A 15852-nucleotide genomic window follows, 5' to 3' on the forward strand; every position below is an offset into this window, starting at 1 on the left:
TATTGCCGAGGACCGCTCGACGGAAAGTTGGACCGTCAGCGCCTCGGCACCCGGCCGAGGAAGGCCACCAGGCGATCGCTTGCGGAGGAGTTGCTGGGAACGTCGACCGGTGAAGCGAAGTTCTCTCCCCGCGCGCTGGCGTCGAGGGCGGCTGAGACCAGCGCGAGCACGTCCTCGGCCAGTGACTCCGGGATCCGGTGGGCGCGGTCGCTGGCCAGTCCGATATCCCAGCCGTGCGTCGTCAACTCCACCGCGCCGGCCAGGGCTGCATTCTCGACCGCCGTCACATCGGTCGCGACCGAGAATGCGTGCCACAGTACTGTTAGCCGCTCGTCCACCAGCGCGAGGGGGCCCTGATCGTTGGCCCGTGGCGTCTGCGGAAGGACGAGGGTTCCAGTGTCGAGCAGTCCGATGAGAATGTCAATGACGTCGGCGAGATGCAGGACGACTCTTCCCGCATCCCAGCCTTCACACGGCGTCGGTCGTTGGAGATCGTCGTACGTCAACTCAGAGAGGACGCCACGCGCGTAGTCGGTTGCCCGGCCGAACAGTTCGGTGTTCATGCGCGCGACCCCTCCGGCATGCTCCAGGGCGCCGTCGGCAGAACATCGCCGGTCTCCAGCAGGGACTTGAGGTTGGCAAGCACGGCAGGCCAGCCGCGCGAGATCCCGTGCAGCATGTCTGTGTTCGGGAGGTTCTCATGGGTCACGGTCAGCCGGACGATGGCGTCGTGGGGTTCGACGAGGAAGGTGACGACGGACGGTCCGTTCGTCCGCTGGTCTTCGGAGTCTTCGAAGGTGATCACGAGCCGGGTGGGTGGCTCGGCCTCAAGCACAGTGCCGGTCACGTCAATGACGCCGGAGCCATCCACTCGTCGATGTTCCCAGGCGGAGCCAGGTTGCCAGTCGGACACGTTGGCGTGTCCCCAATAGCGGGCGGTCAGGTCGGCGTCGGTCAGGGCCCGCCAGACATCTTCGCTGCTCGCACGGATATAGGTGACGTAGACATACGTCGGCACTGATGCCCTGCTGTCTGTCATTGCATACTCCTCTGCTCGGTGCTTGATGGCGCTGATCGTGGCCAGTCGGGGTGCGTCGTATGCCGCGATCCAGCGCTCGCCGATCTCATGGATCGGTGCGGGGTTGAGGTAGTGCAGGCGCTCTCGCCCTTGCCGCACCACGTAGACGAGGTTTGCCTCGGCGAGGAGGTCGAGATGCTGCGTTGCCGACTGGCGGGCCATCTCGAGGCTTCCGCAGAGCTCAGACAGGGTCTGCCCGTTCCGGAGCCGCAGACGATCGAGCAGGGCGCGCCTGGTCGGGTCGGCCAACGCTTTGAACACCGGACCCAGCGCCTCGTCAGTCACGTCCACCATCATGCAGGCAAATACCTGCGTATGCAAGTGCGGCGGCCCGCAGATCTCGTCGAAAAGCCGGGCGACCGCCCTGACTTCCACGCCCGATTCGGTCGCATCTCCCGGCGCCTCGAGCCAAGGTTGAGCGGTGTCCTTCACGAGGAACTCCCGCGCTACGCCGCAGCGCTGAGGCGTAGTAGCCGCTTCGCCAATCGGGAACCACGGAAGCCGAACCACCCGCGGGCGGGGTAGCTTGACGATGCTGGTGCACGGTCACACCGGACGACTCGATCAGGCCCTGCCCGAACCGCCACCTTGATGTCCGCACAAACCTGTTGAGCTGGAGGTGTTGAGTACAGTGTTGTCATGGTGGCTGGCGAACCGAAACGTACTGACCTTTGGTTTGCGCGGCGTGGAACCGGTGAAACGCTTGTGCTGCTGCACCCGGGAGGTGCTGATTCTCGCGTCTTCGACCCGCTGATAACCGAGCTCGACGACACCTACGTCTGCTTCACTCCGGATCATCGCGCTCATGGGCGCACGGGGGATGTTGCCGGGCCGCTGAGCTTTGAGGCCATGGCGGCCGACACGATCGCTTTCCTGGAGCGCTCCGTCGATACGCCGGTGCATCTTCTCGGCTACAGCGACGGGGCGATTGTCGCACTTTACGTTGCACTGGCCCGGCCGGATCTGGTCCGGACCCTGGTGTTCATCGCCGCGGTCTTTCATCGCGAGGGCTGGTTGCCGGGCGTGCTCGACGGCGAGGCGCCAGATTCCATGGGAGATTCCTATGGAGAAGTATCACCCGATGGAAGAGAGCATTGGCCTGTTGTCGTCGCGAAACTCGACCATCTTCACGCGGTATCACCCGCGCTGACCGTCGAGGACCTTGCGACGGTCACCATGCCCACACTCGTGATTCTGGGCGACGATGACGAGGTGCGGTTCGAGCATGCGGTCGCGATGTATCGTGCGCTTCCGGACGGTGAGCTTGCGGTCGCACCCCGTTCCACTCACGGACTCGTGGTTGAGAAACCGGCGTTGATCGCGTGGCTGATCCGCGACTTCCACGACACCCCCAGGACCAATGGATTCGCGCCAATCCGACGGGCTTGAGGACCTCGCCTGATTAGCCCGTAAGCCGGACCCCTATCGAGACGAATTCCTGCGCCACAGCGCGGTAGGCGGGCGCTGCGCATTCTGTTTCAGAAGGGAACCCTCAGCGGGCGGCTTTCGCCATGTTGCACCTGCCGATGGCGCAGCTTCCGGGTGGGTCTTATCGCTGGACGTTGGCGGATCGTGGCTCGGCCCATTCTGGCCGGTCTGCTCCCCACGGGCAGCCGATCCACCTGTAGCGTTTCGTGTCGCCGCTGATGCTGATCGCGGGCGCGGCACAGGTGACGGTTCCTTCTCGCGTTTCCGCGTTCACGGTTGGGATCTCCAACGGGCCGCCTTCGGTTGGCGGGGAATGAGGTTGGGCGAGTAGCTCTTGTGCGACCCGGGCCAGTGAAATATCGACGGTCCACCCGCGCCCGTCGAGGTGTCGACGTCGAAGTGCCGACATGATCCCGGCGGCAAGCAGGTACCCGGCGGAGTGATCCAGAGCTTGGGCGGGCAAGGCGCCTGGTCTGCCGGTGCCGTCTGCGTGGATCTGGGCGATGCCGCTAGCTGCTTGGACGATACTGTCGAAACCACGGCGCTCGACCCAAGGGCCGCTCAGCCCCCACGCGCTCACCCGGCCGATAACGAGCCCTGGATGGCGGTTATGTAGTTCCACCGGCGAGAGGCCGAACCGGTCGAGGCTATTCGGCCTGTATCCCGTGACGACAACGTCGGCGTCCGTCAGTAGCCGTTCGAAGCAGTCTCGATCTGGTTTGTGACCGAGGTCGAGGAGCGCGGACCGCTTCCCTTGGCCGGTATCGAGGTACTGCCAGGGGAGTTCCGGCATGCCAGGGCTGTCGATGCGCAAAACATCTGCCCCGAAGAACGCGAGGCTGCGCGTGGCCACCGGCCCGGCTATGACCCGGGTCAAATCGAGCACCCGAACCCCCTCCAGCGGTGCGTGACCGTCGGCCGACCCCAGGCTATGGAGGCCCGCGTCTCCTGCCTGCTGCTTCAGGCTGACGAAGGGATCTGCTTCCAAGGTTTGGGCCTGAGGATGTCCTCGCCACTTGCTCGGGCTGCGAACCGCGCTGATGACCGCATTCGACGCTGCGGCTTCATCCTCCAAATCGAGGGCGCTGCGACGCGAAATCGCGTGAGCAACAGTCTCGGCGGTGGCGAAGGCATCCAATCTCAGAAGTGAGCGCAAAGCCGCTTCGTGGTGGGGGTAGTTGGCGTGAGTGCGAACCCAGCCGTCGCTCGAGGCAAAGAAACCGGACAGAGGCGCCCACGCCGGCGCCGGGTTCCCGTTCCACCGGAAAAGTTGGTCGCTCCGGTAGGCGCCGGCGACGAGTTGCGGCGCAATGCTCACCCGCGGAACTTCGCTCGCCTTCGGATCCCGCAGTCCCTTACGGGCAAGGTGCAGCAACGAGGCCATGAGCTTGGTCGCCGCGACGCTGTCCGCGGCAAGATCCCCGACAGGCAGTGGCGACGAAAGAGGCACCGGCCCGGACGAACGAACACGATCGGCTAGCTCCGGAAGTTCCGCCGAATCGGCGAGAAACGTGCTGAGGAAGGTTCCCATCGGTTGCCTCCCACGCCCTCGACCGTTCACACGCGGGCGTGAAGCCAGGCGATCATCGGTGGCCCCCACCATATCCCCGCAGCACGGATTGCAATTGATGTCATGAGGCCGAGCAATCACGGGATGAAATCACAATGGGGGAGAGCCGGCGCTACTCGCCAGGCCAGCCGTGGAACGGTCAACGGAGCAGAGTTTTCACCTGGATTCCGCCTACGGGATGCTCGTACTTCGCACATGCGCGGGTCGGGCGGATGGCAATTCTTCCTGCGACTATGAGGCCCCCGTGCTGGTCGCGGTCAGACCTGGTCGAGGGGCTCGGTGCCCTTGTCGGCATCGCGCCCCCCGAGCAGGGCGTCGACGAGCGATTCGCCAACGAACTCGCCGTAGCGCTCGGGGCGCCAACCGCGGGTGAGCACCAGGAGGCTGTAGAGCTCAGGCGAGCTGTATACCCACATGATCTCTGCCGCCTCATCGACGGAGAGGCCCAGACGCAACTGAAACTTGCTGGCCAAGCCTTGGGCTACATGGGTCATTCGGGTCAGGCGCGCGGTGTCGAAGTCGGCACGCAATTGAGCCATTGACGGATCAACCTCCGCCGTTGTTGACAGCAGCAGGAGCAATGGAGCGATCCGGGGCGCGACCTCTGTGGTGAACGCGCCTAGTCCGCGCAGCATCCTTCGGGGGTCGGCTTCGGCCGCCTGCATCGCGTCCGAGCGCTGTTCGGCGGGGATCGTGCCTTCGCCCTTGAGCGCGTCCGTGCACATCGCGCGCAGGAGCCCTGCTTTTCCTCCGAAAGACTTGTAGATGGTGTCGGCGGATGTGCCGGCGTCGGCCGCGATCGATGCGATCGTCGTGGCGGTGAAGCCGACGTTCAGGAATCGTTGCCGCGCGGCGACGACGATTGCCTCGCGGTTGTGGCGTGCCTGTTCGCGCCGGCGGCTGGAATCATAGGGGCGAGGGTTGACAGTGTTCAATATCGGCTCCACAATTAGAGAATGGTTCCAGTGTACTGGAACGAATTTGATCGTCAACCAGAGCGGCTTCACAAGGCGACTGGCCGCGCCAGTTCCGGTTTGGGAATGGAGACGGCATGTCTGTGGTGGAAGTAGATCCGAGCGCGGTCGTTCAACGGTTGCGGGTCGCGACGAACGCGCACGATATAGACGCGATCGTCGCCTGTTTCACGCCCGACTATCGAAATGAGACGCCGGTGCATCCGGAACGCAGCTTCGTCGGTGATGAGCAGGTACGCCGTAATTGGATGCAGATCCTGGCTGCAATACCCGACGTCTCGACAGTGATCGTGGCGTTGGTCGTGTCGGGCAACGTGGTGTGGACCGAGTGGGAGCACCGCGGCACGAGGCGGGATGGCACCGCGCATCTGATGCGGGGGGTGGTTGTCTTCGCCGTCACTGCCGGGCTGATCGCTTCGGCCCGTTTCTTCCTGGAGCCAGTCGATGCGGCTGGTGGAGATGTCGATGCAGCGGTACGGGGCCAGGTCGACGTGAGGAGAGCGTCATGATCTCCCGGGTTCTTGTTGCGGGAGGCACCGGACGACTGGGCACGCTCGTTGTCGGTGGCCTTGCTGCCCGCGGGATTGACGTGCGCGTGATGACGCGTAATCCGCATCGTGTCGCGCATCTGGCCGGTGAGCGAATCGAGATGGTGACGGGTGATGTTCGGGATCCGGTCAGCACGATGGCCGCCGTGGCCGGTGTCGATGTCGTGGTGTCGGCAGTGCACGGCTTCGCCGGACCGGGAGGTGTTTCACCCGAGACGGTCGACAGGGCCGGCAATACGCTCCTGATCAAGGCCGCTCAAACGGCAAGCGCCGAGATGGTGCTCATGTCGATCGTTGGTGCCGCACCGGATAGCCCCTTCGAGATATTTCGGATGAAGCATGCCGCCGAGACCGTCCTGGCCGCCAGCACAGTTCCCTCAACGGTCGTGCGAAGCACGGCGTTCCTGGAGTTGTGGATCGATCTTCTCAACAATACGGCTGGGCGGTCGAACCGCCCGCTGGTATTCGGTCGCGGACAGAACCCGATCAACTTCGTCTCGGTGCGGGACGTCGCCGCGCTCGTCGAGCACGTCACCCTGGATGAGGCGACCCGCGGCCAGGTGCTGGAGATCGGCGGCCCGGAGAACCTCACCTTTGACGAGCTTGCCCGCATGGTGGTCGCGTACCGCGGCGGCTCAGACGCACCCCGGCATATCCCGCGCATCGGTCTACAAGTCATGGCCGCCACGATCGGACGGCTGCGCCCTGAACTGGGCAGACAAGCTCGAGCCGCGCTCGCGATGGACCGATCCGACATGACTTTCTTACCCGGCGTCGACGGCGTGCGCGTCCGCTTTCCTGACGTGCCCTGCACCTCGCCCGCGGAAACTCTTCGCGAACTCCACGCGGCAGATCGCACCCAATAACCCAACGAGTAAGCGACCGAACACGGCCACCACCGACGCGGCAACAGCCCTCTGAATCGACGCATGCTTCCTGCTCGGCGCGTACAGCGGCGGCTCACCTATCTCGCCAACACGCTGGCCGAACCTGAGCGTGGCCGGGCAACCCCGGTTTGTCCGTATCAGGGACCTCATGCGGGAATGGCCCGCTGAATGCTGGTCTGCGTCGACCGCCGGAGCAGACTGTGCCCCCAGGCAGATTCGAACTGCCGCCCCTGCCTCCGGAGGGCGATTTGGGCCTTTTTATCGCTTGGCCGATTTTGGGAAAGTCCTGATGGACGGCACATCATGATCACACCTTGATGGTTTAAATCAGGCTGATATTCCCTGAACTGTTGCCATTTTGTTGCCACAAACGAGGGCCTTCATCAGGAAAAATCGGCGCGTGGCGGAGCTGAGGGTCGACCGGGAAGGCCCCTGGCGAAGATGCGTTCGAGGAGCAGGATGGCGCGTTCGGTGAGAGCGTCTCCTGGATAGAAATCTTCAAAGAGCCGTTCTGCGGAGGCAACGGTGAAGATGTCGTTCAGGACGAGCAGGTGAACGATGTCGTCGGTGTCGCGACCGGGCCGCGCTGCGTTGAGCTTCATCGCCAGCAGCGCGTCGACGGGTGCGACCCAAATGGACACGTTCTCGTCGTCGAAAAGCGATTCCCATTCAACGGAGCGTCCCCAGCGTGGGATGAATAGGGTTGCTTTATCGTTGAGCCAGTCGGCCGGCCAATCCCGTTCACTGGCGATCTGACCGATGATGGGCTCGAGTTGGTCAAGTGGTTGGATCTGGGCGTCAATATCGGCGGTCGTCGCACGCTCGAAATGGGCGATCCGGAGCGCGGCTCCACCGACGATCCGGATCGACACGTCATGGATGCCTGACGTATGCGCTCGCTGCACGACCTCGCGTAGACCCGACACGAGGTCATTGAGATCGAGTGGGCCGGCCATTAGACGCTGGCCAGCGTTTCTCGTTCGAGGAGCACGTTGCGACGTAGGAACGCAAGCGGCACATTGGTCGGGTCGGGCTCAAGGTCGTACTCGCCCAGCTGTGGTGACTGCGGGCTCGGAAGGAACCGTTTCGGGTCGTTGATCCAGCGTGCCTTGGGTAGCTTGCCCTTGCTGAGCCAGTGCTCGGCGACGGCAGCGAGGGCGGCATCCCACGAGGCGGACCCGGTTGAGGATGGCTCGGCGAAGGTCAGGATCACCCGGTCGGCGCCGGTCGTGCGTGCGAGCTGGTCGGAGTAGTCAAGGAAGGCACGCAGCGCGGCATCTCGTCCCGGCCCGCGGAGAGCGCTCGCGATTCGGACGGCGGTGTCGACAGCATCCGGCCCGATGCCGGGAATGGCGACGAGACGATGGCCGGTTTGGTGCAGCAAGCGTTCCAAGGTGTCGACGGTGGGGACTCTGCGGCCGCTCTCGATCGAGGACACGTCGGGTTGGCTCGTGAGGGCGCGGGCGGCGAGATCGGCCTGGCTGATGCCGCGACTCTGGCGCGAAGCGCGGAGCAGAACTGACGCGCTCATTCGATCACCGGCCTCTCAAGTGATATCTAAGTAGATATATCAGTGTAACTGGTCGGGCGTGTTGTTGACCAGAGACCTGGTCCTTTGGGTATTCGTTTGGCTATTCGTTTGGAACGAATAGGCAAACGAATAGTTTGAGAGGTTATTTCCCTGATCAGCCACCAAACCCTCGCTGCGCTCTCTTCCCAACCCCCCACACCCAACGGCATTGTGTGGGGGGTTGGGAAGTAAAGGTGTGGTGGCTGATCAGGGAAATGGAAATGGAAATGGAAATGGAAAAGGAAAACGAAAAAGAGGATAGGGGAGGTGGGAAGAAACGAAAAAGAAAAAATGAAAACGAGAAGGCAGGAGTGGAGAGGAACGGTGTGCGAGATAGACGGCTAAGGAGAACTCTAAACAAGAGAGCTGAGGCGAGCAGAGGAGCGTTGGTAGTTCGTCGAGGCTGCAGACGGAACAGAAGTGCTGAGGATGCGAGTGGATACTGTTCGCAGCGATCCGACAGATCAGGGGATAGCCGTCAGGTCCGACTGGTCAGTAGTGCTCCATCATCATCATCGTCAGTCCCCGGCAGCGAGCGCGCTATGCGAATTGGTCGACGCACACCGGTTGACAATTCGACCTTCTTCCGGCGGTTGATCGATTCCGTCGGGTGTCGGCCGTTCTGGGGAAGATGTCCTCGACATCGACTCGGACAGGAGCTGGATCGTGGGAAGCATCACCGCCTATCAAGTGGCCTCGGGCAAACGATATCGGGTGCTCTATCGCCGGCCGGACCATATCCAGACGCAAAAGCGCGGCTTCCGCACCAAGCGTGATGCGGAACTCTTTCTTGCGAACATCGAGGTCAACAAGAGCCGCGGGGCCTACATCGATCCGTCGAAAGCGCGGGTGCTCGTGGGGGAGTGGCTCGACCTGTGGATGGACAGCCGCTCGGACTGGCGCGCCACGTCGAGGGAGCGGGCGCGCGGCATCGTCGTTCGGCACATCCGGCCGCAGTTGGGCAACTATCCGCTCGGCGCGCTCAACCATCAGGCTGTGCAGGCGTGGGCGAGTGCGCTGTCCAGGACACAGGGACCGGCGAGCGTGCGCAAGATCGTCAACGTGCTGTCCGGGAGCCTGCAGATGGCCGTCAAGGATGGCCGGCTCGCAAGCAATCCGGCGCACGGTCTCAACCTGCCAGGGTGCACAAGGCATCCAAGCGCTACCTGACGCATGAGCAGGTGCGGGACCTGTCCGCGGCGGTCGACGCGATCGGGAGAGGCATGTACCTCGGGCACCTCAACGGCTAGGGACTGCTCGTGAAGGTGCTCGCCTACTGCGGGCTGCGCTGGGGCGAGGCCTCCGGGTTGCGGGTGCAGGACATCGACTTCGTGCGCGGCCGGCTTGAGGTTCAGCACACCGTAGTCGAGATCGACGGATTGCAGAGCGAAGGCCAACCCAAGGACTATGAGGCCCGGTCGATCCCGGTGCCCGCGTCGATCCTTGCCGACCTTCGCGTGCTCGTGGACGGTCGGCAGGGCGGCGAGCCGGTCTTCGCGGCCGCCCGCGGCGGATGGCTGCGCGGGAGGGTGTTCCGCCGTGGCTGGCTCGACGCCGCCGCGGAGCAGGTTGGCATCACCAGATTGACGCCCCACGAACTAAGCACACAGCAGCGAGCCTGGCGATCAGCGCTGGGGCAAACGTAAAGGCGGTGCAGAGGATGCTCGGACATGCATCCGCTGCGGTGACCCTCGACGTGTACTCGGACCTATTCGACAGCGACCTGGATGCCGTTTCAGCGGCGCTCGATCAGCTCATCGTTCAGAAGGCAAGCGCCGAGAAGAGCAGGCCGACGTCAGCCAGTGAGCACGCACGCGGGTCGCTCCGTCAACGTAGAGCTCTCTAGATCGGGCGCCATCCCGACTTGAGGTGGACGCTGGTGACAACTGCGGCAGCAATGACGCTCTTGGCATCAGAATCCATACAGGTAGCGGCGAGTGTTGAACGCGTCGCGGCCTCCTTCTAGAATCTCCTCGACCATCTGTCGGACTGGAGCGTGGTCAATTGATCCGAGACCGTCCTGAATGCTGTAGCCCACAACTCCATTTGGGGTGTCCTCCGCAGCAAGGGCGACGATCTGATCCGCGTCGCCAAGTACTGGGATATTTGCGTTGTGGCTAGAAAAGACGATCTGGCGATGGCGCACTTCGAATCCATTCAGACCCTTGATGGCCTGGCCATCGATGTCGGGGTGCAGGTCAACGTTCCGAAATGCTCGCGCACTCATCAGCTACGTTGTTGCTCAACGCGTGCTTGCCTTTTTGTCGAAGGCACTTGGACGCCGTTTTGACGGCACTCGATCAGCTCATGGCTCAGAAAAGTGTTGCCAAAATGTTGCCACGGGCGATTTCGGGCTGAAATCTCCTGAGAAGAACTAGCTTCTGATCAGGAATTTATTGGTGTTGTCGCGTGACAGGCCAGTTCGGACAAGTTGCCAACATCGGACACACGGAATCCCGCGGAAGCTGAGGTGAAGGACCAGCGCGCTTCTGCCAACCTACTTCGGACACGCGTAACGGCCGAGTTGGATCCGGCGGAATGTCTCTTGGGGTGTCGTTACTCCAAGGGCTGGTCATTTGAGGAACCCCATGCGACACTGTCAGCCGGTCATGTCTTGGCCGCACTTTGCGGTGCAGTGCAGTCCTCCCCGGCTCATGACTTCAAACGGCTGGCCACGGCGCGAATCTCCTCAAGGGGGTTGTCGGTCAGCCCCTTCTTCTGAGCGAAGAGGTTAGCTTGCCCGATCGCGGCATCAAGTAAGTCGAGCAGAATGTCCTCCGCGTTGGGTGGCACCGCACCTACAGGACGAGCTGCCTGGATGAGCAACAGCCGTTCGGTGGCTGAGTACCGTCCCGTCCTCACTCCTGAAAACTTGACTTGGACAACCTCGCCAGGAACTTGATAGACGACGTTGACGCGAAGGGGCGAGTCAACGCCAGCCCGCTCCGATTTCACGCGACGCGCCAATTGCATCACTGCGTCGCCCCACTTCCGCGCATCCTGACCTGTCCCACCTACCAAATCGCCGAATGACAGGGCTGGTGTCTCCGCGTGGCTCATGGAACGTCTCCAGCGAAGTCCCCGGCCCATCGCTCGAGATTCATTGGACCTGGGTCACGCTCGACGATGAATCGTTTGAGGTTGAGCATGTTCGAGCGCGATCCGCTTATCGGGTCCGCGCCGCCGGCCCGCAGCGCTGCCGTGACGTAATCGACGCTACCGGCGATGTCCTTCACCGGGTGCTGCTCTACGGTTCTCCGTAACACACGTAGTGGACCGAAAACGCCGGGGCGATTCAACCTCGGGCACGCGTCCGATGCAGGATACCCTCCGAATACAACAGAATCAGGTCGGGGTCCACCCACGAAACAGCTTTCCTTCCCGATACTCGATGAGCGTGTATTCAGCGCTGAGCCCGTGGAGTCCCGGAGAATCCGGAGAATCGCGAAGTTCTTCTAGGACGGGGATGGCTTTCTCGGGTGCCCACGCAAGGCATTTCGCGGCAGCAGATAGTCGAACGCCAAAGTTCGGGTGAGTAAGGAGTGATTCGATGCCCCGGCGTCCTTCCTCCGTCTCCCGCATGGAGAGGCCGAGGGCCCAGAGTTGGTCAAAGAAACGGTTTGCACGTTTTGCGTTGCTTTGCGCGTCGTCCCAGCCGAGGGCGAGTTGTTCGAAGCGCGCCACGTCGTCAATGTGGTCGGGCGCGCCTGAATGGTTCACTTGATTCTCCCGGACTGGATTCTTGCCAGAATGTTCATTCCGAAATTGTACTGTTTGATGAAACTCTGTCCGTTGAGCCAGTCGCGGACCCTCATCCCCTCGCTGAAATCCTGTTTGCTTGAGTAGAAGTTGGCCTTGATCTGGTTGGTGCGGGCGCTGACCGGGTTCATGTTGGACGGATGGTTGATCTCCTCGGGGGCGAATCCGCTCCGGCCGGGTTTGATCTGGGACTGTTCGACGACGTGGTCGAACACGTTGCCCGGGCCGGGTGAGCCGAGGGCGGTCTTGGCTCGGTCGAAAGTGGAGTAGCCGGGGAGATCGCAGTTGTGCACGAGGACCGGGTCGGCGCCGGCGAGAACGTAATAGGTGTGCACGTTGTCGACGGTGAGGTCGCGCATTTCTTGAGACCCGGTCGTGCTGTTCACCGCGATGACCGTTTGGGTCCGTGTCCCGTCAGCGTCGAGCAGGTGCGTGCCGGGGCGCAGTTCGGCCGCGGCGACCCATTCGCTGTTGTCGGCGTTCCAGAACTGGTGTTGGCCGGTGGTGTGGAGGACGGCGCGGGTGTCGGTTGTCTCGTCCTGGACGGTGATGTCTGTGAGGTCGGTGTCTTGGTTGACGTGGAGCTGAGTGATCGTCTCCGAGGTGGTCTCCCCGGTTTCGGGGTCGGTGGCGGTGACTTCGTCCCCGAGTTTGACGTCTTTGATGGGTTTGGTGGTGCCGTCGGCCATGAGCACGTGGGTGGCGGGGTCGAAGCTGTGGCAGGCGGCGGGGTGCCCGGTGCGACCGCGGAATGCGGCGCCGAAGACGCCGCTGACGAGGCCTCCGGTGACGGTGGCGGAAGCGAGGCGGCCGGGGTCGATTGTGCCGACGGTCATGAGTTGGTTCAGGCCGTCGCCGACGAAGCTGCTCCCGGCGCCGGCGAGGGTCATTCCCAGTCCGGCGGACATCATGGCACCGCCGGTGAGTCCCGCGGCTGCGCCGGTGACAGCGCCGATTGCCACGCACCGGGCGGTGTCAGAGCCGGTAGGGCAGGTCATGCCGCTGTATACGGCACCCGCCGCGGCGCCGGCCACGCCGGCACAGAGCACACTTCCCACACCCGCCGTCAGTGCCGCGCATCCAGCGAAGACACCCACGCCCGTGCCGACGCTGGCGACCGTGGCGGTGACCTGGCCACCGTATTCGTTCCAGAAGTCGCCGACATGGCCGGAGGCTGCGGATGCACCCGCCTTGGCGTCGGACCAGGCCGTTGAGGCGGCAGCGGTGACGGCGCTTGTGGCGTGGGAGATGGCCTTGCCGATGGTGCCGAGGCCGTCGGCGACGGTGGCGGCGGCGGAGTCCCATGCTCCGCTGGCGGCTCTGCCGAGGCTGTCGACCCAGTCAGGCCAATGGCCGGTGGGGTCGGTGTTGCTGATCGGGTTGCCATTGGCATAGAGGTAACGGTTGAGACTGATCAGGGCGGAGAGTGAACCGACGATGGTGTCGCGGGCGGTGAATCGTCCGCTCGTGGGGTCGTAGTGTCGGGCGCCCATGTCGACCATGCCGGTGGTCTGGTCGGTGTACATGGACTGGTACCCCAGTGGAAGCGACTGGGTGCCGGTTGTGGAGGTGACCGTGCCGAACGGGTCGTAGCCGGCGCGGTAGCGGACATTGGCACTGCTGCTGCTGCTGCTGTTGTCGTCGTTGAGGCCGACGAGGTCGCCGTGGAAGTTTTGGACGACCTGTTGTGCGAAGGCGGTGCCGGTAGCCTCGGCGAGGGGCGTCCCGTCCGGGGTGCGAACGATTGCCGTTGGGGTGCCGCCATTGCGCTGCCAGTTCGCGAGGTTGCTTGTTTGGCCGTCGTAGGAGAACGATTCGGCGGTGGTTCCTGCGGTGCGGGTGGCGACACGGCCAGGGCGTCACGGCCGTAGCCCACCGTGCCGCCTGGCGTGACCGCACCAGTCAGTTCGCCGAAGGTGTTGTAGCTGTAGCTGGTTCCGGAGCCGCGTGCGATTTGCTGTCCGTCGACGTCGTATCCGTATGCCGAGCCATCGGAGGTGGCCGTGAGCCGGTCGGCGAGGTCGTAGCCGGCCGTGATCGCCGCTGCAGGACTGGTCGTGGAACTGGTCCGGTTACCGTCGGCGTCCCATCCGTACGCCGACGATGACAGTGTCGATCCGCTCTGTGTGACGACAGCGGAGCTCAGACGCCCGGCGTTGTCGTATCCGTAGGTGGTGAGCTTGGGGCTACTCGAACAGCTGGACGCAATCGAGTCGCAGACGGTCGCGACACGCCCATCTGCGTCGTAGGTGAGCTTTGCGCCGTAGACGTTCGTCCGTACCGCCTTGCGTGAAATCGTCTGGCTTCTAAGTGCGCGGGTTCTGGTCGTTGGCCATGGCCGCGAGACCCGCCAGGACGCGGGCTTGCCGGACCTGAGCTTCGTGGAGATCGTCACCGTGCTTGAACGGTCGCCGATTCTCGCGTCGACGTCGGTGATGGGGTTGGCTGGTTCTGTGATTAATTGGTGGTGCCATGGTCATTCGGTACGAGTTGAATTTCGACTTACGGGGGAAATTAAAGATGGCAAGACAGACCAGCAAGAAGCTGGATGCCCGCGAGCGGGAACGGCTCGCTCGCACCCGGGTTGATCAGGTACGGCAGGAGCGCGACAGCAAGATCGAAGCGACCCTCGCAGAGTTCTTCACAGCCGGTGACGAACGGGATACCTTGATCGCCCAGTTGGCCCTCGTCGAGAACACGATTAGGCACACCGTTCAAAGCCTTTTCGATCTCGGTGAGAACGCCGGCCGCGTCGCCGATCTCCTTGATCTTGATCCCAAAGAAGTGAAGCGTCTGCGTGGGCTCACGACGCCAAGAACCATCGCAGAGCCGGTCCCCTCCCCCTAGTTGAGCTCAGCAACGTAGGCCTCCGGGAGCGGGAATCCTGCCTGACGCACCAGTTTCTCGATCCGGATCGAGCGGCGAAGTTCCAATGCCGAGGCTTCGGACGGATCAATTGAACGCGAAGCGCCTGCAGTCAGATCGTCGAGGGCCGCATCAGGTCGAAAACATCAGGCTGAGCCTGAACGAAACGGGCGTTCAGAGCCTCAACATGATCCAGGTGGCCGTTTCCTAACATCCGGAGGGCGTCATTGGATTTTCCCGGACTTGATTCGTGCTGTGCTTCGCATCGCATCGCATCGCAACGCTCATGCCTCAGGTGTCTTCAAAGGGCTGGCCAAGGCACGAATCTCCTCAAGGGGGTTGTCGGTCAGCCCCTTCTTCTGAGCGAAGAGGTCAGCTTCCCCGATCGCGGCATCAAGCAATTGGAGCAGAATGTCCTCCGCGTTGGGTGGCACCGCCCCTACGGGTAGAGCTGCCTGGATGAGCAACAGCCGTTCGGTGGCTGAGTACCGTCCCGTCCTCACTCCTGAAAACTTGACTTGGACAACCTCGCCAGGAACTTGATAGACGACGTTGACGCGAAGGGGCGAGTCAACGCCAGCCCGCTCCGATTTCACGCGACGCGCCAATTGCATCACTGCGTCGCCCCACTTTCGCGCGTCCCGACCTGTCCCACCGACCACAACGCCGAGTGATAGGGCCGGTGTCTCAGCGTCGCTCATGGAAGTCTCCCGAGAGGCTGAAGAGGACGTGCCCATTGCTCGGTTGTCAACCGTGGGAGCAAATCTGAGTTGTTCATCACATTCACCGTCCCCCTCCTCCAGCGCCAGACTATCTCTCGCAACGCGGGCTAGCCCGTAGGCCGGACCTCCAACGGGAACGGTCCCGCGGAGACTAGACCAGCATCGCCTACCCATGCAGAATAGTCGCGTTTGACCTGTCCGGAGAGAAGTCGCGCTCAGGTGCGTCAACTGCGACAGGCTGAGGCCCGCATTCGTGTTACGGCCGCGCAAGACAGTGGCATGGCTCTCAGCGGGCTTGGCGGCCGCTTTGTCCGAACTAGGTGGCAAAAGTCCGATCTGGACTGTCACGCGACAGGTGTGCCCCCAGGCAGATTCGAACTGCCGCCCCTGCCTCCGGAGGGCAGTGCTCTATCCCCTGAGCTATGGGGGCCAGGGAAGACACTAGGTTATC

General features: G+C 63.0%; 19 protein-coding genes and 2 tRNA genes. 7 read left to right on the forward strand and 14 right to left on the reverse strand.

Translation table 11 applies throughout. The features are described from left to right. Positions 1 to 35: 35 nt before the first annotated feature. Entirely contained in the window at positions 36 to 563 is a 528-nt protein-coding gene (locus tag E3O48_RS07955) for a TIGR03086 family metal-binding protein (RefSeq protein WP_134538006.1), read from the reverse strand. Further along, entirely contained in the window at positions 560 to 1510 is a 951-nt protein-coding gene (locus E3O48_RS07960) for an SRPBCC domain-containing protein (protein WP_241982456.1), read from the reverse strand. Before E3O48_RS07960 ends, E3O48_RS07955 begins: the two co-directional genes overlap by 4 nt. 207 nt (positions 1511 to 1717) lie before the next feature. Between E3O48_RS07960 and E3O48_RS07965 the strand changes: the two genes are divergently transcribed. After that, entirely contained in the window at positions 1718 to 2467 is a 750-nt protein-coding gene (locus tag E3O48_RS07965) for an alpha/beta fold hydrolase (protein WP_134538007.1), read from the forward strand. 160 nt (positions 2468 to 2627) lie between these two features. Here the strand turns inward: E3O48_RS07965 and E3O48_RS07970 are convergent, their stop codons facing one another. Together E3O48_RS07970 and E3O48_RS07975 are read right to left on the reverse strand one after the other, a co-directional pair. After that, entirely contained in the window at positions 2628 to 4037 is a 1410-nt protein-coding gene (locus E3O48_RS07970) for a CoA transferase (protein ID WP_166788652.1), read from the reverse strand. Between the two features lie 296 nt (positions 4038 to 4333). Beyond that, complete coding sequence (locus tag E3O48_RS07975; protein ID WP_194088065.1) at positions 4334 to 5011, reverse strand: TetR/AcrR family transcriptional regulator; 678 nt, start codon at positions 5009 to 5011, stop codon at positions 4334 to 4336. A gap of 116 nt (positions 5012 to 5127) precedes the next feature. Here E3O48_RS07975 and E3O48_RS07980 point away from each other — a divergent pair, with 116 nt between their 5' ends. Then, complete coding sequence (locus tag E3O48_RS07980) at positions 5128 to 5559, forward strand: nuclear transport factor 2 family protein (protein WP_134538010.1); 432 nt, start codon at positions 5128 to 5130, stop codon at positions 5557 to 5559. Next, entirely contained in the window at positions 5556 to 6464 is a 909-nt protein-coding gene (locus tag E3O48_RS07985; RefSeq protein ID WP_134538011.1) for an SDR family oxidoreductase, read from the forward strand. Before E3O48_RS07980 ends, E3O48_RS07985 begins: the two co-directional genes overlap by 4 nt. A 222-nt stretch (positions 6465 to 6686) precedes the next feature. On the opposite strand, the gene E3O48_RS17620 is transcribed toward E3O48_RS07985, so the two are convergent. From E3O48_RS17620 to E3O48_RS07995, 3 genes are all read right to left on the reverse strand, one after another. Then, positions 6687 to 6755 (reverse strand) — tRNA-Arg (locus tag E3O48_RS17620). 113 nt (positions 6756 to 6868) lie between these two features. Next, on the reverse strand, positions 6869 to 7441 hold the full coding sequence (locus E3O48_RS07990; RefSeq protein WP_134538012.1) for a DUF6036 family nucleotidyltransferase: 573 nt from the start codon (positions 7439 to 7441) through the stop codon (positions 6869 to 6871). Then, positions 7441 to 8016 carry a helix-turn-helix domain-containing protein gene (locus E3O48_RS07995; RefSeq protein WP_134538013.1) on the reverse strand — a complete coding sequence of 192 codons (576 nt, stop codon included), beginning with the start codon at positions 8014 to 8016 and terminating at the stop codon, positions 7441 to 7443. Before E3O48_RS07995 ends, E3O48_RS07990 begins: the two co-directional genes overlap by 1 nt. A 705-nt stretch (positions 8017 to 8721) precedes the next feature. Between E3O48_RS07995 and E3O48_RS08000 the strand changes: the two genes are divergently transcribed. From E3O48_RS08000 to E3O48_RS08005, 3 genes are read left to right on the forward strand one after another with little or no spacing between them, the layout of a single operon-like run. Further along, positions 8722 to 9225 carry an Arm DNA-binding domain-containing protein gene (locus E3O48_RS08000; RefSeq protein WP_134538014.1) on the forward strand — a complete coding sequence of 168 codons (504 nt, stop codon included), beginning with the start codon at positions 8722 to 8724 and terminating at the stop codon, positions 9223 to 9225. Next, a complete protein-coding gene (locus E3O48_RS17990) occupies positions 9198 to 9305 on the forward strand; it encodes a YfbM family protein (RefSeq protein WP_241982457.1) in 108 nt (35 codons plus the stop codon). Before E3O48_RS08000 ends, E3O48_RS17990 begins: the two co-directional genes overlap by 28 nt. A 9-nt stretch (positions 9306 to 9314) precedes the next feature. Beyond that, complete coding sequence (locus E3O48_RS08005; protein ID WP_166788653.1) at positions 9315 to 9701, forward strand: tyrosine-type recombinase/integrase; 387 nt, start codon at positions 9315 to 9317, stop codon at positions 9699 to 9701. A 266-nt stretch (positions 9702 to 9967) separates the two neighbouring features. Here E3O48_RS08005 and E3O48_RS08015 read toward each other — a convergent pair whose 3' ends face one another. The 5 genes from E3O48_RS08015 to E3O48_RS18175 all read right to left on the reverse strand — a co-directional run bounded on the left by E3O48_RS08015 (position 9968) and on the right by E3O48_RS18175 (position 13559). After that, on the reverse strand, positions 9968 to 10282 hold the full coding sequence (locus E3O48_RS08015) for a hypothetical protein (RefSeq protein WP_134538016.1): 315 nt from the start codon (positions 10280 to 10282) through the stop codon (positions 9968 to 9970). Between the two features lie 425 nt (positions 10283 to 10707). Next, positions 10708 to 11115 (reverse strand): hypothetical protein, encoded by a 408-nt coding sequence (locus E3O48_RS08020; protein WP_134538017.1) that lies wholly within the window; start codon positions 11113 to 11115, stop codon positions 10708 to 10710. Continuing rightward, positions 11112 to 11291 carry a hypothetical protein gene (locus tag E3O48_RS08025; protein ID WP_134538018.1) on the reverse strand — a complete coding sequence of 60 codons (180 nt, stop codon included), beginning with the start codon at positions 11289 to 11291 and terminating at the stop codon, positions 11112 to 11114. Before E3O48_RS08025 ends, E3O48_RS08020 begins: the two co-directional genes overlap by 4 nt. A gap of 109 nt (positions 11292 to 11400) precedes the next feature. Beyond that, entirely contained in the window at positions 11401 to 11775 is a 375-nt protein-coding gene (locus E3O48_RS17625) for a DUF2019 domain-containing protein (RefSeq protein ID WP_166788654.1), read from the reverse strand. Continuing rightward, complete coding sequence (locus E3O48_RS18175) at positions 11772 to 13559, reverse strand: RHS repeat-associated core domain-containing protein (protein ID WP_255453745.1); 1788 nt, start codon at positions 13557 to 13559, stop codon at positions 11772 to 11774. The genes E3O48_RS17625 and E3O48_RS18175 overlap by 4 nt, the downstream gene beginning before the upstream one ends. A gap of 775 nt (positions 13560 to 14334) precedes the next feature. On the opposite strand from E3O48_RS18175, the gene E3O48_RS08040 reads away from it, so the two are divergent. Beyond that, positions 14335 to 14661, forward strand: coding sequence for a hypothetical protein (locus E3O48_RS08040; protein WP_134538021.1), 327 nt, complete (start codon positions 14335 to 14337; stop codon positions 14659 to 14661). Positions 14662 to 14963: 302 nt separating this feature from the next. Here the strand turns inward: E3O48_RS08040 and E3O48_RS08045 are convergent, their stop codons facing one another. Both E3O48_RS08045 and E3O48_RS08050 read right to left on the reverse strand, forming a co-directional pair. Then, a complete protein-coding gene (locus E3O48_RS08045) occupies positions 14964 to 15380 on the reverse strand; it encodes a hypothetical protein (RefSeq protein WP_134538022.1) in 417 nt (138 codons plus the stop codon). A gap of 379 nt (positions 15381 to 15759) precedes the next feature. Continuing rightward, positions 15760 to 15831: transfer RNA gene (locus tag E3O48_RS08050), tRNA-Arg, on the reverse strand. Between the last annotated feature and the right edge of the window lie 21 nt (positions 15832 to 15852).

Source organism: Cryobacterium sp. HLT2-28, assembly GCF_004402495.1.
In the GTDB taxonomy this organism is placed as follows: Bacteria; Actinomycetota; Actinomycetes; order Actinomycetales; family Microbacteriaceae; genus Cryobacterium; species Cryobacterium mannosilyticum.